The following is a 22873-nucleotide window of genomic DNA, read 5'->3' as shown; positions in this document are numbered from 1 at the left end:
GCAGGAGGGCCGGTCCACGTACGGTTGACGCATGACGAGCATCGGTGGTGCGGAGATGGTCGACTGGAACCTCGCGGTGGCGACCGCGACCCGACTGGTACGACCCGGCCCGGAGGTCACCCGGGACGAGGCGCGGGCCGTCGTGGCAGAGCTACGACGGCACGCCAGGACCTCGGAACGGCACGTGCGCGAGTTCACCCGGATGATCCCCGAGGGGTCGGCCGTCCCCGACACGCCCGTCCTGGTCGTCGACCGGGCCGGCTGGGTCAAGGCCAACGTCGCCGGCTTCCGCGAGCTGCTCCAGCCGCTCCTCGGCAAGATGCAGGACCGCCGTGCGGGCGCCCCCGGCGGAGCCGTCCTCGGAACCGTCGGCGGCAAGGTCACCGGCGTCGAGCTGGGCATGCTGCTGAGCTTCCTGGCCTCCCGGGTCCTGGGCCAGTACGAGACCTTCGCGCCCGTCTCCAGGGACCTGCCCGCCTCCGCCGCCGGCGGCCGGCTGCTGCTCGTCGCGCCCAACATCGTGCACGTCGAGCGCGAGCTGGAGGTGCACCCGCACGACTTCCGGCTGTGGGTCTGCCTGCACGAGGAGACGCACCGTACACAGTTCACGGCCGTCCCGTGGCTGCGCGAGCACCTCGAAGGCGAAATCCAGACGTTCCTCGGCGCCACCGAAATGGACCCGTCCACCGTGCTGGAACGCATCCGTGAGGCCGCCCAGTCCTTCGCGGGCGCCCGCCCCGACGCCGAGCACGGCGACGAGGGACGCTCCTTCGTGGAGCTCGTGCAGACCCCCGAGCAGCGCGAGATCCTGAGCCGGCTCACCGCCGTCATGTCCCTCCTGGAGGGCCACGCCGACTTCGTGATGGACGGGGTCGGCCCCCAGGTGGTGCCCTCGGTCGCCGAGATCCGGGAGAAGTTCCAGCAGCGCAGGGCCAGCGGGGCCGGCCGCCTCGACGCCGCCCTGCGCAAGCTGCTGGGCCTCGACGCCAAGCTGCGCCAGTACCGCGACGGCGAGCGTTTCGTACGCGCCGTCGTCGGCCAGGTCGGCATGGACGGCTTCAACCGGGTGTGGACCTCCCCGAACACACTGCCGACCAAGGCCGAGATCGCCAGGCCCGCCGACTGGGTGGCCCGGGTGCACCGCAAGGGGAGCGAACCGAGCGAAGCGGAGTGACACAGGGGGCGTAAACATGTCTCACTGGGGGAAGCAGCGTCACCCGTCCGAGGGACCGTGGGCCGTGGAAGGGCGTGCGATGCTCGGGGAACGGCTCGGTTCTGTCACCATCGACGCACTCTGAGTGACATCCTCCCGTTCCGCGGGGCATCCGGGCAGCAGCACTCCGGCACCCCGGCACACCACCCCAACGCCTCCGAGGCATCCGAACTCCATCGAAGGGCACCGGACATGGGTCCCCATCCTGCGGTCGCGGCGATACGCCTGGCGGTCCGCCGCGTACTCCACGACGTCCTCACCGACCACACGGGCAGTCCCGCCGGCCCCCGCCGCGCCGGGGGCTCCCTGCCGCTCGTCCTCGTCGCCTGCTCCGGCGGCGCCGACTCCATGGCGCTCGCCTCCGCCCTCGCCTTCGAGGCCCCCAAGCTCGGCATCCGGGCCGGCGGCGTCACCGTCGACCACGGACTGCAGCCCGGCTCCGACCTGCGCGCCGCCGAGGTCGTCAGCCGCATGACCGCGCTCCGCCTCGACCCGGTGGAGTCCGTCGCCGTGCGCGTCGGTCGCGACGGCGGACCCGAGGCCGCCGCCCGCGACGCCCGCTACGGGGCCCTGGACGAAGCCGCGGACCGCCTCGGCGCCGTCGCGGTACTGCTCGGCCACACCCGGGACGATCAAGCCGAAACCGTCCTGCTGGGCCTGGCCCGCGGCTCCGGCATCCGCTCGCTCTCCGGCATGCCGGAGGTCTCCGGCGGCAGCGCGGGCCGCACGAACCGCTACCGCCGCCCCTTCCTCCAGATCGACCGGCAGACCGCCCGCAAGGCCTGCATGGTCCAGTCCCTCCCCGTCTGGGACGACCCGCACAACATCGACCCCGCCTACACCCGCTCCCGGCTGCGCCACGAGGGACTGCCCGCCCTGGAGAAGGCGCTCGGCAAGGGGGTCGTCGAGGCACTCGCCCGCACCGCGCAGCTCTCCCGGGACGACGCCGACGCCCTGGACGCCTGGGCCGCCGAGGCGGAGACCGGCGTGCGCGACGCGGACGGCCGCCTGGAGTGCGCCAAGCTCTACGCCCTGCCCCCGGCCGTCCGCCGCCGCGTGCTGCGCAGGGCCGTCGTCGCGGCGGGTTCCCCCGCGGGCTCCCTCTTCGCCCGCCACATCGAAGAAGTCGACCGCCTCATCACCGGATGGCGGGGTCAGGGCGCCATCAACCTGCCCGGCCGGGTCGAGGCCCAGCGGCAGGGTGGCAGACTTGTCATCCGGCAGGGCTGATTGGTGCTGAAACACGGCTGAGTCCTCCGGGGTCGCCCCCGGAGCCCCGGCCGACAACGAAAGTGATGCGGGTGGACGAGAAGGACATGGGCAACGACCTCCAGTCGGTGCTCATCACCAAGGAAGAGATCGACGCGAAGCTGGCCGAGCTGGCCGCGAAGATCGACGCGGAGTACGCGGGCAAGGACCTGCTCATCGTCGGTGTGCTCAAGGGCGCCGTGATGGTGATGGCGGACCTGGCGCGTGCCTTGTCCACCCCGCTCACGATGGACTGGATGGCGGTGTCCTCGTACGGCGCCGGAACCCAGTCCTCCGGCGTGGTGCGGATCCTCAAGGACCTGGACACCGACATCAAGGACAAGCACGTCCTGATCGTCGAGGACATCATCGACTCGGGCCTGACGCTGTCCTGGCTGCTGTCGAACCTGGGCTCCCGCCAGCCGGCCTCCCTGGAGGTCGTCACGCTGCTGCGCAAGCCCGAGGCAGCCAAGGTCGCGATCGACGTGAAGTGGGTCGGCTTCGACATCCCCAACGAGTTCGTCGTGGGCTACGGCCTGGACTACGCGGAGAAGTACCGCAACCTGCCGTTCGTCGGCACGCTCGCCCCGCACGTCTACGGCGGCTGATCCCGCTCCCGCTCCCGCCCCCGGGAACCCCGGCAGTCCGCGGGGAACCTGGGGGCGTTCCCCGCCGTTGAAGCAGGGGAAGACGGGTCTGTCAGCCGTCCCACAGGGCCGCGGGTGACAATTCAGGGGTACATTCCGAAGAACAGTCTTTACTCACAGCAGCATTTACCTACGGGCAGGAGGGACGGGACGCCTGGCGTCCCGTATGGATGGACGTGAAGCGATACTTCCGTGGGCCGGTCATGTGGATCGTGCTGGCCGTCCTCGCCGTGGTCGTGTTGATGAATGTCGTCGGCTCCGGCGGCGGCTACAAGTCGGTGGACACCAGCGAGGTCATCAAGGCGATCAACACTGGCCAGGTGGAGACAGCCAAGCTGACCACCGGCGACAGCCAGATGATCAAGATCGAGCTCAAGCAAGGCGAGAAGCTCGGCAAGCACGACGGCACCAAGTTCCAGGCCAACTACATCGGGGATCAGGGCGTCCAGCTCGCCCAGAGCCTCCAGACCAAGTACGACGCCGGTCAGATCCCGGACGGATACTCCGTCACGCCGGACAAGACCAGCCCGTTCCTGAGCGTGCTGCTCTCGCTCCTGCCCTTCGTGCTCATCGTCGTTGTCTTCCTGTTCCTGATGAACCAGATGCAGGGTGGCGGCTCCCGAGTCATGAACTTCGGGAAGTCCAAGGCCAAGCTCATCACCAAGGACACCCCGAAGACCACGTTCGCCGATGTCGCGGGCTCGGACGAGGCCGTCGAGGAACTCCACGAGATCAAGGAGTTCCTGCAGGAGCCGGCGAAGTTCCAGGCCGTCGGCGCCAAGATCCCCAAGGGCGTGCTCCTCTACGGTCCGCCCGGCACCGGAAAGACCCTGCTCGCGCGTGCCGTCGCGGGCGAGGCCGGTGTCCCCTTCTACTCGATCTCCGGATCCGACTTCGTCGAGATGTTCGTCGGTGTCGGCGCCTCGCGTGTCCGCGACCTGTTCGAGCAGGCCAAGGCCAACGCCCCGGCGATCGTCTTCGTCGACGAGATCGACGCCGTCGGCCGGCACCGCGGTGCGGGTCTCGGCGGCGGTCACGACGAGCGCGAGCAGACCCTCAACCAGCTGCTGGTCGAGATGGACGGCTTCGACGTGAAGGGCGGCGTCATCCTGATCGCCGCCACGAACCGCCCGGACATCCTCGACCCGGCGCTGCTGCGCCCGGGCCGCTTCGACCGGCAGATCGCCGTCGACCGTCCGGACATGCAGGGCCGTCTGGAGATCCTCAAGGTCCACCAGAAGGGCAAGCCGGTCGCCCCGGACGTCGACCTCGGCGCCGTCGCCCGTCGCACGCCCGGCTTCACCGGTGCCGATCTCTCCAACGTCCTGAACGAGGCCGCGCTGCTCACGGCCCGCTCGGACAAGAAGCTGATCGACAACCACTCGCTGGACGAGGCGATCGACCGCGTCGTGGCGGGCCCGCAGAAGCGGACCCGGATCATGTCGGACCGGGAGAAGAAGATCACCGCGTACCACGAGGGCGGACACGCCCTGGTCGCGGCGGCCTCTCCGAACTCCGACCCGGTCCACAAGATCACGATCCTGTCCCGCGGCCGGGCCCTGGGCTACACCATGGTCCTGCCCGACGAGGACAAGTACTCCACCACGCGCAACGAGATGCTCGACCAGCTGGCGTACATGCTGGGCGGGCGCGCGGCGGAGGAGCTGGTCTTCCACGACCCGACCACCGGCGCGGCGAACGACATCGAGAAGGCCACCGCCACGGCGCGGGCCATGGTCACGCAGTACGGCATGACCGAGCGTCTCGGTGCGATCAAGTTCGGCGGCGACAACACCGAGCCGTTCCTGGGTCGCGAGATGTCGCACCCGCGGGACTACTCGGAAGAGGTCGCGGCGCTGGTCGACGAAGAGGTCAAGAAGCTCATCGAGACCGCGCACAACGAGGCCTGGGAGATCCTGGTCGAGAACCGCGACGTCCTCGACAACCTGGTCCTCGCGCTGCTGGAGAAGGAGACGCTGAACAAGGAGCAGATCGCCGAGATCTTCTCGACGATCGTGAAGCGTCCGGCCCGTCCCGCGTGGACCGGCTCCTCCCGCCGCACCCCCTCCACCCGTCCGCCGGTGCTCTCTCCCAAGGAGCTCCAGCTGACGAACTCGGCGAACGGCACGTCGGCCAGTGTCGCGCCGGTCTCCACGGAGAAGGGCATCGAGGTGGCTCCGGAGGACCGCCCCGAGTAACGGGCGGCCGACCCACCCGGAATGGAAGCCGCGCCCCCCAGGTTCTAGCCTGGGGGGCGCGGCACATTTGTACGACCGCGTGTGCGGACAGGAACGAGGATGAGATGACCGACCCAGTGACCCTGACCGGCGACGAGGGCACGATCGGCGTGTTCGACGAGAAGCGCGCCGAGGCGGCGGTCCGCGAGCTCCTGATCGCGGTCGGCGAGGACCCGGACCGAGAGGGCCTGCTGGAGACCCCGGCGCGCGTGGCGCGGGCGTACCGGGAGATATTCGCCGGCCTCTACCAGAAGCCGGAAGAGGTCCTGACCACGACGTTCGACCTGGGCCACGACGAGATGGTCCTCGTGAAGGACATCGAAGTCATGAGTTCGTGTGAACATCATCTGGTCCCTTTCCACGGGGTGGCGCACGTCGGCTACATCCCGTCCACCGACGGCAAGATCACCGGCCTGTCGAAGCTGGCCCGCCTCGTGGACGTGTTCGCCCGCCGCCCCCAGGTGCAGGAGCGCCTCACCACGCAGATCGCGGACTCCCTGATGGAGATCCTGGACCCGCGCGGGGTCATCGTGGTCATCGAGTGCGAGCACATGTGCATGACCATGCGCGGCGTCCGCAAGCCCGGCGCGAAGACCATCACCTCGGCGGTCCGCGGCCAGCTCCGCGACCCCGCCACCCGCAACGAGGCCATGTCCCTGATCATGGCCCGCTGAGCCGCTGCGCTTCCGGGTGGGGCCCTACGGCTGGTCTGGACCCTAGGCCCGGGCCGGGGCCTTGCCCGGGTCCTCGTCCTCCGGGAGCTTGAGGACGTGCTCCAGGAAGAGGGCCGCGGCGATGACCGCGATGCCCGCCAGGACCGAGAAGCCGGCGTACCAGGCCTGGTCGCGGCGGGCGGGGACGTCGAGGGCGTCGGTCAGCAGGAAGACGCCCACACCGCCGTACATGCCCGCCACCAGTGCGGCCACCAGCGCACTGGCCTGCCCGAACACCACCGCGCGGGCCGCCATCAGCGGCTCCACGCCCTTGGCGCCCGGGCGGCGCTCGCGCTGGGCCTTGAGGCGGGCGCGCATGGACAGGGCCGTGGCGAGCAGCACCGCCGCGATGACGCCCAGGACGATCGGCGCGGCCAGCGGAACGCCCGGCAGGGTGCCGTAGGCGTTCCACAAGCGCGCGCCCGCCCAGGACAGGACGCCGGCGACCACGAAGATGCCCGCCAGGACCGCCGGCCTCAGTTGCTTCACTTGCCCGTTCCCCACTTTCAGCGAGTAGCCGTGAACAGGCTACTAACGACTACTCGGGGAGGTGGAGTTCCAGGTCGGGGCGCGGTTCCACGCCGACCAGGCCGATTTCGGCCAGCAGTGCCGTGACCGGGCCGCGGCCCGGGATCTGGGCCTCCGGGTCGATGTCGTGCCAGGGGGCCAGTACGAAGGCACGCTGGTGGGCGCGCGGGTGCGGGAGGGTGAGCACCGGGTCGTCGGAGACCCGGTCGGCGTACGCGACGATGTCCACGTCGATCGTGCGCGGCCCCCAGCGCTCCTCGCGGACGCGGTCGAAGGCCTCCTCGACGGCGTGCGCGCGCTCCAGGAGCGAGGACGGCGGCAGGGTGGTCTTCACGGCGACGACCGCGTTGAGGTACGAGGGCTGCGAACCGGGTTCGACGCCCCACGGCTCGGTCTCGTAGACGGGGGAGACGGCCTTGACCCGCATGCCGGGCGTGTCCCCGAGGGCGTCGATGGCACCCTGCAGGGTCTCCAGCCTGTTGCCGAGGTTCGCGCCGAGCGCGATCACGGCCCATTTGGGGTTGGACAGGGTCACGTCCGCCGCGTCGACCGCCTCCACGACGGAGGCGGGGACCGGCTGGACGGTGGGGTCGCTCTGAGCGTTCAGTCCGTTGTTCATGCGCGGCTCCGGGTGATCGTGATGGTCACGTCGTCGAAGGGGACGGTGATGGGCGCGTCCGGCTTGTGGACGACGACCTCCACCTGCGCCACCGCTTCGTGCTTGAGGCACTGCTGGGCGATTCGCTCGGCCAGGGTTTCGATCAGGTCGACGGGCTCGCCCTGGACCACGTCGACGACCTCCTCGGCGACGACCCCGTAGTGCACGGTCTTCGCCAGGTCGTCTCCGGCCGCCGCGGGGCGGGTGTCGAGGTGCAGCACGAGGTCGACGATGAAGGTCTGGCCTTCCTCGCGTTCCCGGGGGAAGACGCCGTGGTGCCCGCGAGCCTTGAGGCCGCGCAGCGCGACACGATCCACGCGAATCACTCCTGCTTTGGTAGGTGCTTCCGGTCCCGGGGCTCCCCGGGGCCATGGCTGCGCCGAGTGCGGTCGGCGTCGTCCGTCTTCGAATTTACCTGCGAAATACTCCGGCTCCCGCCGAAGGGGTCAGGAGGCGTCGTCCTCGTCGTCCTCGTCGGACTCCGTGAGGACGGGAGAACCGTGGTGGGACCAGAGTCGCCAGCCCTCGGATGTGCGTCGGAACACATTCGTCGCGACGACCAGTTGGCCGACGAGCGGGCCGAGCTCCCCGCTGTCCTCGGCGGGGCCGCCGCTGAGGATGTTCTCCGTACACGTCACCAGGGCGGTATCGCCTATTACGGCCACTTTGGTGTCGGTGAGGAAGAACTGGATGTAGTCGGTGTGCGACATGATGAGCGCGTACGAGCGCAGGACCTCGCCGCGGCCCGAGAGCACCGGCCAGCCGGGGTGGACGCAGGAGATCTCGTCCTCCAGCCAGAGCGCCGACAGTGAGTCGAAGTCCCCCCGCTCCATTGCCTCGTAGAAGGCCGTGTTGACCTCTTCGACCGCCTCGATGTCGGTTCTGCTCACGGTGCTCCTTGTCGGTGAGTACGGATCAGAGTGCGCCTTCCACGGCACGGGCCACTCGAACCGCGTCCGCGGTCGCCCGTACCTCGTGCACCCGTACGGCCCAGGCGCCCTGGTGGGCGGCGATCGCGGAGACGGCGGCCGTGGCGGCGTCCCGCTCGCGGGCGGGCGGCGGGGTGGTGTCGGCCCCGCCGGCCAGGACCCGGCCGAGGAAACGCTTCCTCGACGCGGCGACCAGCAGCGGGAAGCCCAGCGCGCGTAGCTCCGGCAGGTGGGCGACGAGGGCCAGGTCGTGCTCGGCGTTCTTGGCGAACCCGAGGCCGGGGTCGACGAGGAGCCGCTCGGGGGCGATCCCGCCGGCCACGACCGCGTCGATCCGGGTCCGCAGCTCGGCGGTGACCTCGGCGACCACGTCGTCGTAGACGGCGAGGCTGTTCATGTCGGCGCTGAAGCCGCGCCAGTGCATCACGACGAAGGGCACCTCGGCGGCGGCGACGGCCGGGATCATCCCGGGGTCGGCCAGGCCGCCGCTGACGTCGTTGACCAGGGTCGCGCCTGCCTCGACGGCCCGGGCGGCGACGGCCGCGCGCATGGTGTCCACGGAGACGGTGACGCCTTCGGAGGCCAGGCCCCGGACCACGGGGACGACCCGGCGCAGCTCCTCCTCCTCGTCGACGCGGGAGGCGCCGGGCCGGGTGGACTCGCCGCCGACGTCGACGAGGTCGGCGCCGTGCTCGACGAGGTCGAGGCCGCGCTTGACCGCGGCGGTGGTGTCGAACCACCGACCGCCGTCGGAGAAGGAGTCGGGAGTGACGTTGACGACGCCCATGACCGCGCAGCGGTCCCAGTCCGGCAGACCTGCGACCCGGCCCCTGCCGGTGGCTCCGCGCTTCGTGTTCATAGGTCCAAGGGTAGGGCTGACCTGGATACGACAGGGCCCCGGCGCCCTCGCACCGCCCTTGCCCTGGCCGGGCGGTGCGAGGGCGCCGGGGCCCTGTCCGGCGTTCGGGGCTGCGTCGGGCTCCCCCGGCTGCTGCCGGGTTCTCGGCCCGTACCGGCCCGCGCCCGGCGAGGGCTACGCGGGCTGGACCTCGCGCTCCGGCTGCTTGGGCACGGTCGTCATGTGGTTGTGCGCGCAGGTGCGCACCGGCTTGGGACGGCGGCGGCTGGCGAAGAGCCGGGGCAGGGCCACCGTGACGAAGCCCTCGGCCTGCATCACGGCGAAGCCGATGCGGGGCAGGTCGCGGCTGTTGCGGTAGACCATGAAGCGCGGCTCCCAGCGGGGGCGGAACTTCTCGTTGAACTTGTAGAGCGACTCGATCTGGAACCAGCGGGAGAGGAAGACCAGCAGGCCGCGCCACATCCGCAGGACCGGGCCGGCGCCGATCTTCTCGCCGCGGGCGAGGGCCGCGCGGAACATCGCGAAGTTCAGCGAGACCTTCTCGATCTTCAGGTCGGGGGCGGCCTGGAGCGAGGCCACGATCAGCAGCTCGTTCATGCCGGGGTCGGCGGCGCGGTCGCGGCGCATCAGCTCCAGCGACATGCCGTCCTTGCCCCACGGGACGAAGTGCAGGACGGCCTTCAGGTCGCCGAACGGGCTGGTGTCGCCCTCCTCCACGCGGTGCGCGGTGGCGATGAAGCAGTCGCCGTCGCCCTCCTCGCCGACCCGGCCCAGGGCCATCGAGAAGCCGCGCTCGGTGTCGGTACCGCGCCAGGCCTCGGCCGCGCCGCGGACCCGCTCCAGTTCCTCGTCGGTCAGCTCGCTGACCCGGCGGACCTGGGTGGTGTAACCGTTGCGCTCGATGCGCTTCACCATCTGGCGGACATTGCGCATGGGACGGCCCGCGAGGGAGAAGTCTTTGACATCGACAATCGCCTCGTCACCCAGCTCCAGGGCGTCCAGACCGGTCTCGCGGGTCCAGACCTCGCCGCCGGTCTCGCTGCAGCCCACGACGGCCGGGGTCCAGGAGTGGGCCTTGGCCTCCTCCATGAACCGCTCGATCGCGCCGGGCCAGGCCTCGACGTCGCCGATGGGGTCGCCGGAGGCGAGCATCACACCGGAGACGACGCGGTAGGTGACGGCGGCCTTGCCGCTGGGGGAGAAGACGACGGCCTTGTCGCGGCGGAGCGCGAAGTGGCCGAGCGAGTCGCGGCCGCCGTGCTTGGCGAGCAGCTCGCGCAGCTTGCCCTCGTCGTCGGCGGTGAGCCGGGCGGCCGGGTGCTCGGGACGGAAGGCCAGGTAGATGGTGGTGAGCGCGGTCAGCATGCCGAGGGCGCCGAGGGAGTACCCGACGGTCCAGGACACCTGGCCCGCGTAGTCGACGGGGCCCTCGAAGCCGAAGAGGCCGTAGACGACGTGCGTGATCTGCTCGTACAGGCTCGGGTTGCCGACGACCCGGTTCGGGTGGACGTTCACGATGAGCAGGCCGAGCCCGATGGATCCGGCGCTCATCACCACGAAGTTGGCGAGGGCCTTCCAGCGGCTGCGCGGGTCGGGCAGCGCCTTGAATTCGTTCTGGTGGCGCAGCAGCAGCACGAAGAGCAGCGCTGCGATGACCACGCCGGGGATCGAGTGCCGGTAGAGGAACTGCGCCACGGCACCGGCCGGCAGCAGCACGACCGCCGCTCGCCAGGCCCGGCGCTTGCGGCGCTTGAGGCCGTGCGCGAGCAGCAGGAGCAGTACGCCCGCGCTGATGGCGAGGGCCGCTGCGAAGGGGCCGAACACCGGCAGCACCTCGGCGAGCGCGTGGATCCGGCTGTGCCGGAAACGCGGGAACACCCCTGCTGCGACGTCCAGAAGGCCGACGATCATGACGGCCGTACCTACCAGGCCGGGCACCGACTCCGGCTGTGGGCCTCGGAGGATTCGGCGGACCCTGCTCGGAACCTGTCCCGACTTATCGCCATCTATCCTGCTAGACATCGCTTCCCGTTGCTCCGCGAGAGATCATGTGGCCGAAGGCCGCGACAGCCTCCGGTGTGTGGTGCGTCCCTTAGGACGACATCGACGAGGAGCGGGTTCACTCTTTCGTCGTAAAAAAACAGTCCTGCCACCAGAAAGTCGACTGACTGCTCATGGGTCTCACCAGTAATACGGTTCTGGCGCTGGCCATCCTCGTCGGTGTGCTGCTCTTCGCGGCCACGGTGTGGTTCTGGCCGAAGCTCTCGGGCCGCACCTGGCGCGCGTTCGCCGGCCGCATCGGGCTGCTGCTGGCGACCCAGCTGGCGCTGTTCTCGGCTGTGGGGCTGGCGGCTAACAAGTCGTTCCTCTTCTACGGTTCCTGGGCCGACCTGCTCGGTCAGGAGACGTCCATGGGCAAGGTCGTCGACCACTCGATGAGCAGCAAGGACATCAAGGTCGTCGACAAGCAGAAGCTGGACGTACCCGGTGGCGCCAAGCCCCAGGTCGGTGGTCAGATCCTGAAGGTTGCCATAACCGGGCAGAAGTCGAAGATAACGAGCCCCGGCTACGTCTGGCTCCCGCCGGAGTACTTCCAGCCCCAGCACAAGGACCAGAACTTCCCCGCGTCCATCGTCCTGACGGGCTACCCGGGCACCGCCGAGAACCTCATCAAAGGGCTCGACTACCCGATGAAGGCCTTCAGCCTGTCCAAGTCGGGCAAGATGAAGCCGATGATCCTGGTGATGCTGCGCCCGACCGTGGCGCCGCCGCGTGACACCGAGTGCGTCGACATACCCGGTGGCCCGCAGACCGAGACCTTCTTCGGCGAGGACCTCCCGCAGGCCATCACGGACACCTTCCGGGTCGGCAAGAAGCCCCAGAACATGGGCTTCATCGGCAACTCCACGGGCGGCTACTGCGCCCTGAAGATCGCCGCGCACTACCCGCAGACCTTCGGCGCCGCCGCGGGTCTGTCGGCGTACTACGAAGCCCCGGACGACCCGACGACCGGTGACCTGTTCCACGGGGACGAGAAGCTGAAGAAGCGTGCGGACGTCCTGCACAGCGTCGAGCACAAGAAGCCGACCGGTACGTCCTTCCTCGTGACCAGCAGCGAGAAGGGCGAGCCGAACCTCGCCGACACCAAGAAGTTCATCAAGAAGGTGCAGGGCCCGGACCGGGTCTCCTCCATCATCCTCGACAGCGGTGGCCACAACTTCAACACGTGGCGACGCGAGATCCCGCCGATGCTGATGTGGATGAGCGGCCGCATCCAGGCCTGACCCGCCGCGTGCCGACACCCGGCACCCCGACCGCCCGACACCCGTGACCGGCCTCCCGAGGCCGGTCACCGCTGTTTCCGGGGCCGCCCGGCGCCCTTTCGGCGTCCTTCCGGCGTCCTTCCGGAGTCATGCCTCCTGCAGCTGGGCCCGGCGCAGCGCCCGGTGGACGCCCTCCGGCGTCAGTACGCCGACCAGCGCGCCGGATTCGGGGTCCGTGACGCCGATCCGCCCCGAGTCCTCCTGCAGCAGGGCGGCGAGCGCCGCGCGCAGCGTCGACCCCAACTCCACCGAGGCCGCCGGATCCTCTCCCTGCGCCGGGGCCAGGTCGGCCGCCCCGACCGCGGTGACCGCGAGCCGCTTGAGCCCCCGGTCGGCGCCGACGAAGGAGGCCACGTAGTCGGTGGCGGGCGCCCCGAGCACGGCCGCCGGGCGGGCGAACTGCTCGATGGTGCCGGTGCCGTAGACCGCGATGCGGTCGCCGAGCCGGATCGCCTCCTCCAGGTCGTGGGTGACCAGCAGGATCGTCTTGCGCACCGTTTTCTGCAGGGTCAGGAACTCGTTCTGCAGCCGCTCGCGCACCACCGGGTCCACCGCGCCGAACGGCTCGTCCATCAGCAGCACCGGCGGATCGGCGGCGAGCGCGCGGGCCACGCCGACGCGCTGGCGCTGCCCGCCGGACAGCTGCTCCGGGTACCGGCCCCCGTACACGGCCGGGTCGAGGCCCACCAGTTCCAGCAGCTCGGCCGCCCGGGCGCGGGCCCGCGCCTTCGGGGTGCCGATCAGCTGCGGCACGGTCGCCGTGTTCTCCAGCACCGTCTTGTGCGGGAAGAGCCCGACCTGCTGGATGACGTACCCGATCCGGCGGCGCAGCTCGACCGGATCGGCGGCCGCGATGTCCTCGCCGTTCAGCAGGATCCGGCCGGAGGTCGGGTCGATCAGCCGGTTGACCATCTTCATCGTGGTCGTCTTGCCGCAGCCGGACGGTCCCACGAGCGTGACCAGCTCACCCTCCGCCACCTCGAAGGACAGGTCCTCGACGGCTGTCGTCCCGTCGGGGTAGCGCTTGGTCACGTGCTCGAATCGGATCACGAACCCATCTTTCCGCACGGCGGCCGGTGATTTGTGAAGGGCGTGTTGCCCCCCTGCGAAGGATTCCGGCCATTGGGGGTGGCGGGGGTTAGGGTCGCCGTAACGGGTGACCGTGAATGCGTACGTTCGAATGACGGGTGGGGGGTGAGGGGCATGGCGGCACAGAACTGCCTGGTGGCGAACGACTGGATCTGCTGGGACTACGTCACCTCCCGCTCCCAGGAGCTCACCGACGCCACCCTCGAACACATCTGGATCACGGGCGTGTCGGTCCTGATCGGCATCGCCGTGTCCGTGCCGCTCGCCCTGCTGGCCCGCCGCGGCCGCCACTGGGCGGCGCCCGTCCTGGGCCTGACCACCCTCCTCTACACGATCCCCTCGCTTGCCATGTTCTCCCTGCTGCTGCCGGTCTTCGGACTCTCGGCGGCGCTGGTGGTGACCGGGCTGGTGCTGTACTCGCTGACGATCCTGGTCCGCAACGTCCTGGCCGGCCTGGAGGCCGTCCCCGAGGACGTGCGGGAGGCCGCCCGCGGCATGGGGTACGGCCCGGGGCGCCTGCTGTGGCAGGTCGAACTGCCGCTCGCGCTGCCCGCGCTGCTCGCCGGGGTCCGGATCGCGACCGTCTCGACGGTCGCGCTGACCACGGTCGGCTCCATCGTCGGCAAGGGCGGCCTCGGCAATCTCATTGCCCCGGCCGTGAACAGCTCCTTCAAGGCGCAGGTGCTCACCGCCTCGGTGCTGTGCGTGCTGCTCGCGCTCGTGGCCGACCTGCTGCTGCTCGGCGTACAGCGGCTGCTCACCCCGTGGACCCGGGCCGGCGCCCGGCCCGCGGCTTCGTCGCCGTCGCCGTCATCGGCATCGGCATCGGCGTCCGCTGCGGCTCCGGCGAAGGAGGCCTGAAGTCGTGGACGTGATCACAGGGGCCTGGGACTGGCTGGCGAACGGGGCCAACTGGTCGGGGGAGAGCGGTGTCTGGCACCGGCTCGGCGAGCACGTCTACGTCAGCGCGGTCGCGCTCGCGATCGCCTGCGCGGTGGCGCTGCCGATCGGCCTGCTCCTCGGCCACCTCGGCAAGGGCGGCACCCTCGCGATCAACATCTCCAACATCGGCCGGGCCGTCCCCGTCTTCGCGGTGCTGGCGCTGTTCATGGTCTCCCCGCTGCGCAACGCCGGCTACCTGCCCACCATCGCCGCGCTCGTGCTCTTCGCCGTTCCACCGCTGCTGACCAACGCGTACGTCGGCATGCGCGAGGTGGACCGCTCGGTCGTGGAGGCGGCCCGCGGCATGGGCATGTCCGGGACCCAGCTCTTCCTGCGCGTCGAACTGCCCCTCGCGCGCGCCATGGTGATGACCGGGCTGCGCTCGGGCGCCGTGCAGGTCATCGCCACGGCCACGATCGCCGCCATGGTCGGCCAGGGCGGCCTCGGCCGGATCATCACCGCCGGCTTCAACACGTACAACACCCCGCAGGTCGTCGCGGGCGCCCTGCTGGTGGCCGCGCTCGCCCTGCTGGTGGAGGGCGCGCTGGTGGCGGCGGACCGGCTGCTGCTGCCGCGGGCGGCGGCGTCCCGCTGATTCCTGTCCATCGCCTCGAACGGAGTACCTCCATGACCAAGACCACGCGCGTCCTCGGCGCGTCCCTGGGCGCCCTGGCCCTGACGGTGTCGCTGGCCGCGTGCGGCGGCGACAGCCTGGAGAAGAGCAAGGACGGCGGTTCGGCCTCCGCCGACTCCTCCTCGTCCGCGGGCGGCGGCAAGGGCGCCCTGGTGATCGGCGCGGCCGGGTTCACCGAGTCGAACGTGCTGGCCGAGCTGTACGCGCAGGTCCTCAAGGACGCGGGCTACAGCACGTCGATCAAGACGGTCAACAACCGTGAGCTGTACGAGCCGTCGCTGGAGAAGGGCGAGATCGACGTCGTCCCGGAGTACGCGGCCACGCTCGCGGAGTTCCTCAATGCCAAGGTCAACGGCCCGAAGGCGCCCGAAGAGAAGCCGGTCGCCTCCAGCGACGTCGCGGCGACCGTGGCGGGCCTGGAGAAGCTCGCGGCCCCGCTCGGCCTGAAGGCGCTGACCGCCGGTGAAGCGGTCGATCAGAACGCATTCGCCGTGACCAAGGAATTCGCCCAGAAGAACAACCTGAAGACGCTTTCCGACCTCGGCAAGTCCGGACTCAAGGTCAAGATCGCGGCGGGCGACGAATGCAGCGTCCGTCCCTTCTGCGCGCCCGGGTTGACGAAGACGTACGGAATTCAAGTTTCCGGCATCGACCCGAAGGGCGTCGGCACCCCGCAGGCCAAGCAGGCGGTCAAGGACGGCGCCGACCAGCTCGTGCTCACCACGACCACCGACGCCACCCTCGAGAGCTACGGCCTGGTCCTGCTGGACGACGACAAGAAGCTCCAGAACGCCGACAACGTCCTGCCGGTGGTCAACGCCAAGGACGCCGGGGCCCCGGAGGTCGCCGCCGCGCTCGACAAGCTGACCAAGGCGCTCACGACGGCCGATCTGGTCGACCTGAACCGCAAGGTCGACGCCGAGCGGGCCAAGCCGGCCGACGTCGCGAAGGCCTACTTGGAGTCCAAGGGCCTGCTGAAGAAGTAGCGCGCACGGGGTTGATGGAGAAAAGTGGCTTAACTGCCCGGGAAGAGTTTGCCGGGCGGGTATCCCACTCGACCCCCATGCCCTGTAAATTTCGGGCCATGCCCCGTGGACGCCACCGCAATCCCGAACCCCTGCACCGGCTGCTCACGCCGACGACCGTGGCCGGTGTATCCGTCGTCGGCGCCGGCGCGGCCTGGCTGCTGGCGGAACCGATGGCGCTCCGGCTCCTCGTGGCCGTCACGGCGGCGGCCGGGGTCGCCGGCGCCGTCGTCATGCGCGCCTGGGACCGCTCGGCGGGCCGCCGCGTCGCCGAGCTCGCGCGCGAGCGGGTCAAGGACGAGTGGCGGACGGACGAGCGGATAGCCGAGCTCGAATCCGAGCTCGAAGAGGCCCGGATGCTGCGGGCCAGGCTCGACGCCAAGCTGCGCGCCAAGCGGGTCGAACTGGCGGGCCTGCGCGGCGAACACGCGGCGCTGCTGCGGAGGTACGCGACCGCCGAGACCGAGCGCGCCAGCGCTCTGGAGGGCCGCCGGCTGCTGGCCATCGAGGCCTCCGCGGCGCCGGCCGCCGCACCGAAGGAGCTTCCGGCCGTCACCGAGGAACGCACCTCGGCGGGCGCGCCCACCGCGGTCGGCTACGCCCGGGCCCACTCGGCCCTGGACGCGCTGGCCCGCAGCCGGCAGGCGGCCCGGGCGCTGCCCGCGGGGCCGTCGGCCCCGGAGCTCGATCCCGGTCCCGGCCGTGGCCAGGCCCCGGCCCCCGCTGCCGCGCCCTCTTCGGTCCCCGCGCGCCGTCCGGCGGCCGCGGTGGCCCCGTACGCGGCCCAGCGGCGCACGGCCTCCCGCGTCGAGGGCGGCTTCGACTTCTTCGGCACCAAGAACGCGGCGCAGGCCCGCGCGGTGATCGAGGCGGTGCAGAACGAGGACCTGGCCGACGTGGTCGGTGCGGAGGCCCTCGCGGTGCACAAGGCCGAGTCCGCCGAGGCCGTGGCCGAGCCGGAGTTCAAGCCGGCGACCGACGAGACCCGCGCGGTGGGCCAGGTCATCGACCTGACGGCTCACGACGAGACCGAGCCGATCGACGTGGTCCGCCTCCGGACCGCGATCTCCTAGGTCCCGGCGCTCCTCCCCGCCCGATCCCGGGATCAGTCCCGGTACGAGGCCACCAGCCGGGCCAGGTGGCGGCCCGCCACCAGGAGCGGGGTGCGGCTCATGGTGACCTGCGAGGTCGTCTCGGCGCCCTCCAGCGTGTTGATCACGGTGATGGCCAGGTCGCGGGCGTCCGCCTCCGGGTAGCCCGACGCCAGGAGCTTCGCGGCCACCAGGTGCTGCCAGTTGGCGAAGGCCAGGGCGCAGGCCGCCTGGAGCTCGGGGAGGCGTCCGACCGTCTCCAGGGCGGTGGCCGTCACCGGGCAGCCGTCGCGCCAGTCGGAGTCCTCCAGCGCCTGCGCGAGCACGACGGCCACGCCCTCGACCGCCTCGGCGGGGTCGGTGTGGGCGGCGAGCCCGGCGCGGAGCAGCTCCGCGAACTCCTCGTCGCCGAAGTGGATCGCGGCCACCGCGAGTTCCTGCTTGCCGCCCGGGAAGAAGTGGTACAGCGAGCCGAGGGTGGCCTCGGCCTCGCGGACGAGCTGCTTGATCGGGGTGTTCTCGTATCCGCCGTGCTGCATGAGGCGGGATGCGGTGCGCACCAGCCGGTCGCGCGTCCCGGGTGCTGTGGTCGTCGCTGCTGTCGCCATGGGCGCGATCCTACCGCTGAATCTAGATAGAGCGTTCGTTCTAGTCCCGTGCTACGGTCGTCCCGAGCGCTAGATAGAGCGTTCGTTCTAGACGATGCGTTGGGGGAGAACTCCGTCATGAACCAGATCCGCACCACCCGGGCCCAGGCCGCCAAGGTCACCGTCGTGGGGCTCGGCCCGATGGGCCGCGCCATGGCCGCCGCCTATCTCGACGCCGGCTACGAGGTCACCGTGTGGAACCGCAGCGCGGGCAAGGACGACGAGCTCGTCGCCCGCGGGGCCCGCCGCGCCGCCGGCATCGCCGAAGCCGTCGCCGCGAGCCGACTGACCGTGCTCAGCCTCATCGACGTCGAAGCCATGTACGGCACGCTCGGCGACAGCGACCTCGGCGGCCGCGTGCTGGTCAACCTGTCCTCGGACGTCCCGGACAAGGCCCGCGCCGCCGCCCGGTGGGCCGAGGAGCGCGGGGCCGCGTACCTCACCGGCGGGGTCAACGTGCCGCCGACCGGCATCGGACAGGAGGGGTCATCGATCTTCATCAGCGGCCCGCAGGAGGTCTACGAGGAGCACCGCGCCGCGCTCGACCTGCTCGCCGCCACCGACTACCGCGGCGCCGACCCCGGCTACGCGCAGCTCTACTACCAGCTCAACATGATCCTCTTCTGGACCGCCTACACCGGCTGGTACCAGGCGGTCGCCGTCGCCCGCGCCAACGGGCTGACGGCGACCGACATCCTTCCGTACGCCGGCTACACGGCCGACACCATGCGCGGCTTCTACACCGGGGGTACCCCGCTGATCGACGCCGACGACCACGGCGGTGAGCACCAGCGCCTCGCGATGTGCGCCGCGAGCGTCGAGCACGTCCTGCACACGGCCGCGGACTCCGGTGTGGACACCGGGATCCTGGCCGCGCACGCCGAGCTCTACCGGCGCGGTGTCGAGGCGGGCTTCGGCGAGGACAGCAGCTCCCGCCTGGTCGGCCTGCTGGGCGGCAAGCCCTAGCTGGACCGGCCCTGGCGGATCGCGTCGAACCAGCGGACCACCTGGGGCGCCGAGCGGACCGCGGTGGCCGTGTGGTCGGCGTCCGGGCCCTGGTCCACGACCTTCGCCCGGACCCCGTGGCGGGCCAGATCGGCGGCGCAGGCGCGGGAGTTGGCGGCCGGTACGTCCGTGTCGGCGCCGCCCGCGTAGAGGCGTACGGGCGCGGCGGGCTTCCAGTCGCAGACGCCGTCGTTGGCCCGTATGGCCTCCAGCAGGGCCCCGCGCGGGCTCCGAATGTTCTCGACCCACTGCGGGGTCAGCAGCTCCTGCGGCGTCGCCGGGAGCGCGGCCACGATGTCCTGGACCTGGTGGCTCCCGTCGAAGAGGCCTTCCACAGCCTGTGCATAGGGTGCGCGGAACACCTCGGCCGGGTCCCCGTACAGCGGGTGGAGCCGGTTCTGGGCCGTGAGGAAGTAGGAGAGGTAGAAGACGCCGACGCGCGGATCGACCCGGCCGTCGGTGAGCCCGGGGAACTCGGTGCCGAGCAGGTCGTGCGGCCCGGCCATCGGGGCCAGCGCCCGCAGCCGCAGGCCGTCCCGTCCGCGGGAGAGCTCGCGGCCCAGGGCCATCGCCACCTGGCCGCCCTGGGAGAAGCCGGTGGCGTACACGTCCCGGCTGACCGGGCGTCCCAGCCGGTCGGCGGCCGTGCGGGCGGCCTTCAGCATGTCGACGGAGGCCGTGACCGAGGACCGGGTGTCCATGTAGGGGTGGCTGCCCGGGCCGCCGCCCAGGCCCAGGTAGTCGGGTGCGGCGACGGCCCGGCCGGCGGAGGCGTGCAGGTAGGGGGTGAGCCGGTTGGAGCCGGCGCCCCCGGACGGGGCGTCGTCGCGGGTGGCGACCGTACCGTGGGTGTCGGAGACCAGGTCGGGGCGGTGCGGGCCGCCGCGCGGCAGGACGAGCAGCCCGGTCGCGGTGGTGGGCCGGCCCTGCGGGTCCACGGTGGCGTAGGTCAGCCGGTAGGCGCGCACGCCGTAGCGGACGGTGGCCGGGTCGATTCCCAGCACGGCGAGTTCGGCGACGACTTGGTCGCGGTCGAGGGTGTCCAGCGGGACGACGGAGACCAGGTCGCCCCGGGCGGTGGACGCGGTGGATGCGGCGGCCCGTGCGGCGGGCGCGGCCAGCGCCGCCGGGGCGGCGATCCCGCCGAGGACGGCGGCGAGGGCCACGGCTGCGGCGCCGCGCCGCAGCCACTGCCGGCGGTGCTGCTTGCTGTGCTGCGTGATCGTCATGCCGGGAACGCTACGGACGCCCGCCGCGCCCCGACATCCCGGCAACACCCGTCGGCCGAGGGGGTTATCCCCCAGACGGCCGGGGGAGTCCGCCGGGTCAGGGGAAGGTCAGGGGAAGGTCAGGGGAAGGTCAGGGGAAGGTCAGGACGAGCAGAACGGCCAGCGCCTCCAGCGCCACTTGAGCCGCGAGCGCGACCCGTCCCGCCCGCACGGGCGCGGCGGTCGCGACGACGAAGGACACCACCAGGGCTGCGAGCAGCACCCCGAAGGCGCCGACCGGGAAGGGCGCGCACTCGATGTCGTCCACGAAGCACCGGCCGCCCCGGTCGGTGGTCAGCACCATCACCTTCACGACGAAGAGGGCGGGCAGGAACAGCAGGGCGGCGAGCACCGAGCGCGACCGGATCCGGGACACGCAGACGGTGGCGGGCTGTGGCTTCCGGGTCATGCCACCACGGTGCCGCGGGGCCGCCGTACGGGGATCCGCGCGGGTACTCAGCCCGCGGGGCCCCCGTACTCAGCTCCCCGGCTCGTCAGCTCCTCAGCCCCCGCCCCGCCGCCCCGGCCCTCAGAACAGCGGTAGCTGCCCGGGGTGTTCGGACAGTACGAAGCCGTCCAGCGTCGGCGCGGCTGCGCCGAGCACCACCCGGGCCCGGGAGCCGGGGCAGGACACCAGGTCGCCGCGTCCCCGCCCGGAAGGCGGATCGTGGCGGGCGATCCGTCCGGCGGTGACGGCGCAGTCGCGACCGCAGGAGGGGCAGGCCCGGCGGGGAGAGTGGGACATGCCGCCCAGTCTGCCCTGCCGCACCGACAATCAGCCCTGCTGGGAGGCGAGCCACGCCTCGTGAGCCCGCTCGATCCGGGCCCACAGTGCCGCCCGGTCCGCCGCCGTCAGGTCGTCGAGCTCACGCCCGAAGACCGTGGACATGGCCTCGAAGAGCTCCTCCGGGCCGGCCAGTTCGCGCTTGTCGCGTCCGCCCTGCGGGTCGAGGGTCAGCAGGACCTTGCCGTGCATCCGGTTCATGACCCCGGCGTTGCGCCGCAGCATGAAGAAGGACTGCAGGAAGGGGGAGTCCTCGGCGGTCGACAGCCGCAGGTGCTCGTCCTCGAAGTCGGCCATGGTCGCCGGGGCCGAGCGGAAGTTCATCGCGGGGAAGGGCGAGCCCTCGTTGAGGAAGGTCCAGCCCGCGTCGGGCCCGTCCGCGCTCCCGAACGGCCGCAGGCCGTACCGGAAGCCCCGCTCGTACTGGCCTTCGCGCAGGGGCAGCGGCTCCGGCGGACCGTCGCCCAGGCCGACGTCCACGAAGTAGGCCTCCCCGTCGATCCGTACGGTCAGGGTGAGGTGGTCCCCGCTCACCTCCGTGGACTCGCGGTCCGCGCTCATGCCCCCGAGGTGGCGCGTCACGTCGTACCCGAGGTGCTCCAGCAGCGCCGCGAAGGCGCCGTTGAGGTGGAAGCAGTAGCCGCCGCGCCCGGCGCCGATGCGGCGCACGGACAGCTCGGGGTCGATGCCCGGCGGCCGGCCCAGCTGGATCTCGGTGTTCTCGAAGGGGATCCGCTCCAGATGGGCCCGCGTGAGCGCGAACAGCCCTTCGACGGAGGGGGATCCGGGTTCGGTGATGCCGATCCGGGCCAGGTAGTCGGTGTATATGCCAGTGATCATGTGGACAGCCTAGATCCGGACATGTCCGCGGGACGGCTATTTGTCGATGTCGCCGACGACGAAGAAGAGCGAGCCCAGGATCGCCACCATGTCGGCCACCAACTGGCCCGGCAGCAGTACGGCCAGCGCCTGGATGTTGTTGTACGAAGCGCTGCGCAGCTTCAGCCGGTACGGGGTCTTCTCCCCCTTGGAGACGAGGTAGTAGCCGTTGATGCCGAGCGGGTTCTCGGTCCAGGCGTACGTGTGCCCCTCGGGCGCCTTCAGGACCTTGGGCAGCCGCTGGTTGATCGGCCCCGGCGGGAGGTCGTCCATCCGGTCCAGGCAGGCCACGGCCAGGTCGAGCGCGTTGTGGGTCTGGTCCAGCAGGCATTCGAAGCGGGCCAGGCAGTCGCCCTCGGTGCGGGTGATCACCTTCAGGACGTCCTGGAGCTCGCCGTAGGCCAGGTACGGCTCGTCGCGGCGCAGGTCGAAGTCGACGCCGGAGGCGCGGGCGATCGGGCCGGAGACCCCGTACGCGTGCACCGCCTCGGCGGACAGGACGCCGACCCCGCGCGTGCGGGCGCGGAAGATCTCGTTCCCGTGGACCAGCTTGTCGTAGACGTCCATCCGCGTCCGGACGTCGGCGATCGCGGCGCGGGCCCGGCCGAGCCAGCCGGCCGGGAGGTCCTCCTTGAGGCCGCCGACGCGGTTGAACATGTAGTGCATGCGGCCGCCGGAGATCTCCTCCATCACGGCCTGGAGCTCCTCGCGCTCGCGGAACGCGTGGAAGATCGGGGTGATGCCGCCCAGTTCGAGGGGGTACGAGCCGAGGAACATCAGGTGGTTCAGCACCCGGTTCAGCTCGGCCAGCAGGGTGCGCATCCACACGGCCCGCTCGGGGACCTCCATGCCGAGCATCCGCTCGACGGCCATGACCACGCCCAGCTCGTTCGAGAACGCGGACAGCCAGTCGTGGCGGTTCGCGAGCATCACGATCTGCCGGTAGTCGCGGGCCTCGAAGAGTTTCTCCGCACCGCGGTGCATGTAGCCGACCACCGGTTCGGCACTGACGATCCGCTCGCCGTCCAGGACGAGGCGCAGGCGCAGCACGCCGTGCGTGGAAGGGTGCTGGGGGCCGATGTTGAGCACCATGTCGGTGCTCTCCGCCGCTCCGCCGATACCGACCGTGGTCTCCGTCATGCGGGCATTGTCTC

Annotated in this window: 24 protein-coding genes; 11 read left to right on the top strand and 13 right to left on the bottom strand. The window is 71.1% G+C overall.

Translation table 11 applies throughout. The features are described 5' to 3' along the window. Nucleotides 1–31 precede the first annotated feature (31 nt). The 5 genes from OG386_RS20690 to folE all read left to right on the top strand — a co-directional run bounded on the left by OG386_RS20690 (nucleotide 32) and on the right by folE (nucleotide 6019). Complete coding sequence (locus OG386_RS20690) at nucleotides 32–1174, top strand: zinc-dependent metalloprotease (RefSeq protein ID WP_328789384.1); 1143 nt, start codon at nucleotides 32–34, stop codon at nucleotides 1172–1174. A 231-nt stretch (nucleotides 1175–1405) separates the two neighbouring features. Next, nucleotides 1406–2443 (top strand): tRNA lysidine(34) synthetase TilS, encoded by a 1038-nt coding sequence (tilS, locus tag OG386_RS20685; protein ID WP_327383989.1) that lies wholly within the window; start codon nucleotides 1406–1408, stop codon nucleotides 2441–2443. A gap of 65 nt (nucleotides 2444–2508) precedes the next feature. After that, the gene (hpt, locus tag OG386_RS20680; protein WP_030010907.1) at nucleotides 2509–3069 is read left to right on the top strand and encodes a hypoxanthine phosphoribosyltransferase; all 561 of its coding nucleotides are present in this window, start codon (nucleotides 2509–2511) and stop codon (nucleotides 3067–3069) included. Between the two features lie 209 nt (nucleotides 3070–3278). Beyond that, complete coding sequence (ftsH, locus tag OG386_RS20675) at nucleotides 3279–5306, top strand: ATP-dependent zinc metalloprotease FtsH (RefSeq protein WP_327383988.1); 2028 nt, start codon at nucleotides 3279–3281, stop codon at nucleotides 5304–5306. A gap of 104 nt (nucleotides 5307–5410) precedes the next feature. After that, nucleotides 5411–6019, top strand: coding sequence for a GTP cyclohydrolase I FolE (folE, locus tag OG386_RS20670; RefSeq protein ID WP_136234095.1), 609 nt, complete (start codon nucleotides 5411–5413; stop codon nucleotides 6017–6019). A gap of 42 nt (nucleotides 6020–6061) precedes the next feature. Here the strand turns inward: folE and OG386_RS20665 are convergent, their stop codons facing one another. From OG386_RS20665 to OG386_RS20640, 6 genes are all read right to left on the bottom strand, one after another. Further along, complete coding sequence (locus OG386_RS20665) at nucleotides 6062–6547, bottom strand: DUF3180 domain-containing protein (protein ID WP_328789383.1); 486 nt, start codon at nucleotides 6545–6547, stop codon at nucleotides 6062–6064. 49 nt (nucleotides 6548–6596) lie between these two features. Then, nucleotides 6597–7205, bottom strand: coding sequence for a 2-amino-4-hydroxy-6-hydroxymethyldihydropteridine diphosphokinase (gene folK / locus OG386_RS20660; RefSeq protein ID WP_328789382.1), 609 nt, complete (start codon nucleotides 7203–7205; stop codon nucleotides 6597–6599). Further along, complete coding sequence (gene folB / locus OG386_RS20655; protein WP_030010912.1) at nucleotides 7202–7561, bottom strand: dihydroneopterin aldolase; 360 nt, start codon at nucleotides 7559–7561, stop codon at nucleotides 7202–7204. The genes folK and folB overlap by 4 nt, the downstream gene beginning before the upstream one ends. Before the next feature lie 129 nt (nucleotides 7562–7690). Further along, nucleotides 7691–8134, bottom strand: coding sequence for a nuclear transport factor 2 family protein (locus OG386_RS20650; RefSeq protein ID WP_327383985.1), 444 nt, complete (start codon nucleotides 8132–8134; stop codon nucleotides 7691–7693). Nucleotides 8135–8159: 25 nt separating this feature from the next. Beyond that, on the bottom strand, nucleotides 8160–9032 hold the full coding sequence (gene folP / locus OG386_RS20645) for a dihydropteroate synthase (RefSeq protein ID WP_266603375.1): 873 nt from the start codon (nucleotides 9030–9032) through the stop codon (nucleotides 8160–8162). A gap of 174 nt (nucleotides 9033–9206) precedes the next feature. Continuing rightward, entirely contained in the window at nucleotides 9207–11054 is a 1848-nt protein-coding gene (locus OG386_RS20640; RefSeq protein ID WP_328789381.1) for a phosphatidylglycerol lysyltransferase domain-containing protein, read from the bottom strand. A 152-nt stretch (nucleotides 11055–11206) separates the two neighbouring features. Between OG386_RS20640 and OG386_RS20635 the strand changes: the two genes are divergently transcribed. Further along, nucleotides 11207–12316: an alpha/beta hydrolase gene (locus OG386_RS20635; protein WP_328789380.1), complete on the top strand. Its 1110-nt coding sequence runs from the start codon at nucleotides 11207–11209 to the stop codon at nucleotides 12314–12316. Between the two features lie 126 nt (nucleotides 12317–12442). Here the strand turns inward: OG386_RS20635 and OG386_RS20630 are convergent, their stop codons facing one another. Then, nucleotides 12443–13405 carry an ABC transporter ATP-binding protein gene (locus OG386_RS20630; protein WP_328789378.1) on the bottom strand — a complete coding sequence of 321 codons (963 nt, stop codon included), beginning with the start codon at nucleotides 13403–13405 and terminating at the stop codon, nucleotides 12443–12445. A gap of 153 nt (nucleotides 13406–13558) precedes the next feature. Between OG386_RS20630 and OG386_RS20625 the strand changes: the two genes are divergently transcribed. The 4 genes from OG386_RS20625 to OG386_RS20610 all read left to right on the top strand — a co-directional run bounded on the left by OG386_RS20625 (nucleotide 13559) and on the right by OG386_RS20610 (nucleotide 17118). Further along, complete coding sequence (locus tag OG386_RS20625; RefSeq protein WP_328789377.1) at nucleotides 13559–14305, top strand: ABC transporter permease; 747 nt, start codon at nucleotides 13559–13561, stop codon at nucleotides 14303–14305. Between the two features lie 4 nt (nucleotides 14306–14309). Continuing rightward, the gene (locus OG386_RS20620; RefSeq protein WP_328789376.1) at nucleotides 14310–14981 is read left to right on the top strand and encodes an ABC transporter permease; all 672 of its coding nucleotides are present in this window, start codon (nucleotides 14310–14312) and stop codon (nucleotides 14979–14981) included. A 32-nt stretch (nucleotides 14982–15013) separates the two neighbouring features. Then, nucleotides 15014–16006, top strand: coding sequence for an ABC transporter substrate-binding protein (locus tag OG386_RS20615; RefSeq protein ID WP_328789375.1), 993 nt, complete (start codon nucleotides 15014–15016; stop codon nucleotides 16004–16006). 98 nt (nucleotides 16007–16104) lie between these two features. Beyond that, a complete protein-coding gene (locus OG386_RS20610; protein WP_328789374.1) occupies nucleotides 16105–17118 on the top strand; it encodes a hypothetical protein in 1014 nt (337 codons plus the stop codon). Between the two features lie 32 nt (nucleotides 17119–17150). On the opposite strand, the gene OG386_RS20605 is transcribed toward OG386_RS20610, so the two are convergent. Next, nucleotides 17151–17744 (bottom strand): TetR/AcrR family transcriptional regulator, encoded by a 594-nt coding sequence (locus tag OG386_RS20605; RefSeq protein WP_328789373.1) that lies wholly within the window; start codon nucleotides 17742–17744, stop codon nucleotides 17151–17153. A 117-nt stretch (nucleotides 17745–17861) separates the two neighbouring features. Here OG386_RS20605 and OG386_RS20600 point away from each other — a divergent pair, with 117 nt between their 5' ends. Further along, a complete protein-coding gene (locus OG386_RS20600) occupies nucleotides 17862–18749 on the top strand; it encodes an NAD(P)-dependent oxidoreductase (protein WP_328789372.1) in 888 nt (295 codons plus the stop codon). On the opposite strand, the gene OG386_RS20595 is transcribed toward OG386_RS20600, so the two are convergent. The 5 genes from OG386_RS20595 to OG386_RS20575 all read right to left on the bottom strand — a co-directional run bounded on the left by OG386_RS20595 (nucleotide 18746) and on the right by OG386_RS20575 (nucleotide 22859). After that, complete coding sequence (locus tag OG386_RS20595) at nucleotides 18746–20017, bottom strand: alpha/beta hydrolase family protein (protein ID WP_328789371.1); 1272 nt, start codon at nucleotides 20015–20017, stop codon at nucleotides 18746–18748. The genes OG386_RS20600 and OG386_RS20595 overlap by 4 nt on opposite strands. 130 nt (nucleotides 20018–20147) lie before the next feature. Further along, nucleotides 20148–20465, bottom strand: coding sequence for a hypothetical protein (locus tag OG386_RS20590; protein WP_328789370.1), 318 nt, complete (start codon nucleotides 20463–20465; stop codon nucleotides 20148–20150). Nucleotides 20466–20585: 120 nt separating this feature from the next. After that, nucleotides 20586–20801 (bottom strand): hypothetical protein, encoded by a 216-nt coding sequence (locus tag OG386_RS20585; RefSeq protein ID WP_327383973.1) that lies wholly within the window; start codon nucleotides 20799–20801, stop codon nucleotides 20586–20588. A 30-nt stretch (nucleotides 20802–20831) separates the two neighbouring features. Continuing rightward, on the bottom strand, nucleotides 20832–21680 hold the full coding sequence (locus OG386_RS20580) for an arylamine N-acetyltransferase family protein (RefSeq protein WP_328789369.1): 849 nt from the start codon (nucleotides 21678–21680) through the stop codon (nucleotides 20832–20834). Between the two features lie 36 nt (nucleotides 21681–21716). Then, nucleotides 21717–22859 carry an NADH-quinone oxidoreductase subunit D gene (locus OG386_RS20575; RefSeq protein ID WP_189744048.1) on the bottom strand — a complete coding sequence of 381 codons (1143 nt, stop codon included), beginning with the start codon at nucleotides 22857–22859 and terminating at the stop codon, nucleotides 21717–21719. Nucleotides 22860–22873 lie beyond the last annotated feature (14 nt).

The organism is Streptomyces sp. NBC_00273, assembly GCF_036178145.1.
Lineage (GTDB): Bacteria > Actinomycetota > Actinomycetes > Streptomycetales > Streptomycetaceae > Streptomyces.
Note: the sequence above shows the minus strand (reverse complement) of the source record. Positions and strands in the feature narration are given on the sequence as shown.

Bases quoted from the DNA above. Each gene is read 5' to 3' on its own strand.
- tilS (WP_327383989.1), top strand. From the start codon at position 1,406: ATGGGTCCCCATCCTGCGGTCGCGGCGATACGCCTGGCGGTCCGCCGC.
- OG386_RS20635 (WP_328789380.1), top strand. From the start codon at position 11,207: ATGGGTCTCACCAGTAATACGGTTCTGGCGCTGGCCATCCTCGTCGGT.
- OG386_RS20580 (WP_328789369.1), bottom strand. From the start codon at position 21,680: ATGATCACTGGCATATACACCGACTACCTGGCCCGGATCGGCATCACC.
- ftsH (WP_327383988.1), top strand. From the start codon at position 3,279: ATGGACGTGAAGCGATACTTCCGTGGGCCGGTCATGTGGATCGTGCTG.
- OG386_RS20590 (WP_328789370.1), bottom strand. From the start codon at position 20,465: ATGACCCGGAAGCCACAGCCCGCCACCGTCTGCGTGTCCCGGATCCGG.
- hpt (WP_030010907.1), top strand. From the start codon at position 2,509: ATGCGGGTGGACGAGAAGGACATGGGCAACGACCTCCAGTCGGTGCTC.
- OG386_RS20595 (WP_328789371.1), bottom strand. From the start codon at position 20,017: ATGACGATCACGCAGCACAGCAAGCAGCACCGCCGGCAGTGGCTGCGG.
- OG386_RS20625 (WP_328789377.1), top strand. From the start codon at position 13,559: ATGGCGGCACAGAACTGCCTGGTGGCGAACGACTGGATCTGCTGGGAC.
- folK (WP_328789382.1), bottom strand. From the start codon at position 7,205: ATGAACAACGGACTGAACGCTCAGAGCGACCCCACCGTCCAGCCGGTC.
- OG386_RS20605 (WP_328789373.1), bottom strand. From the start codon at position 17,744: ATGGCGACAGCAGCGACGACCACAGCACCCGGGACGCGCGACCGGCTG.
- folP (WP_266603375.1), bottom strand. From the start codon at position 9,032: ATGAACACGAAGCGCGGAGCCACCGGCAGGGGCCGGGTCGCAGGTCTG.
- OG386_RS20690 (WP_328789384.1), top strand. From the start codon at position 32: ATGACGAGCATCGGTGGTGCGGAGATGGTCGACTGGAACCTCGCGGTG.
- OG386_RS20600 (WP_328789372.1), top strand. From the start codon at position 17,862: ATGAACCAGATCCGCACCACCCGGGCCCAGGCCGCCAAGGTCACCGTC.
- OG386_RS20615 (WP_328789375.1), top strand. From the start codon at position 15,014: ATGACCAAGACCACGCGCGTCCTCGGCGCGTCCCTGGGCGCCCTGGCC.
- OG386_RS20575 (WP_189744048.1), bottom strand. From the start codon at position 22,859: ATGACGGAGACCACGGTCGGTATCGGCGGAGCGGCGGAGAGCACCGAC.
- OG386_RS20640 (WP_328789381.1), bottom strand. From the start codon at position 11,054: ATGTCTAGCAGGATAGATGGCGATAAGTCGGGACAGGTTCCGAGCAGG.
- OG386_RS20610 (WP_328789374.1), top strand. From the start codon at position 16,105: ATGCCCCGTGGACGCCACCGCAATCCCGAACCCCTGCACCGGCTGCTC.
- OG386_RS20585 (WP_327383973.1), bottom strand. From the start codon at position 20,801: ATGTCCCACTCTCCCCGCCGGGCCTGCCCCTCCTGCGGTCGCGACTGC.
- folE (WP_136234095.1), top strand. From the start codon at position 5,411: ATGACCGACCCAGTGACCCTGACCGGCGACGAGGGCACGATCGGCGTG.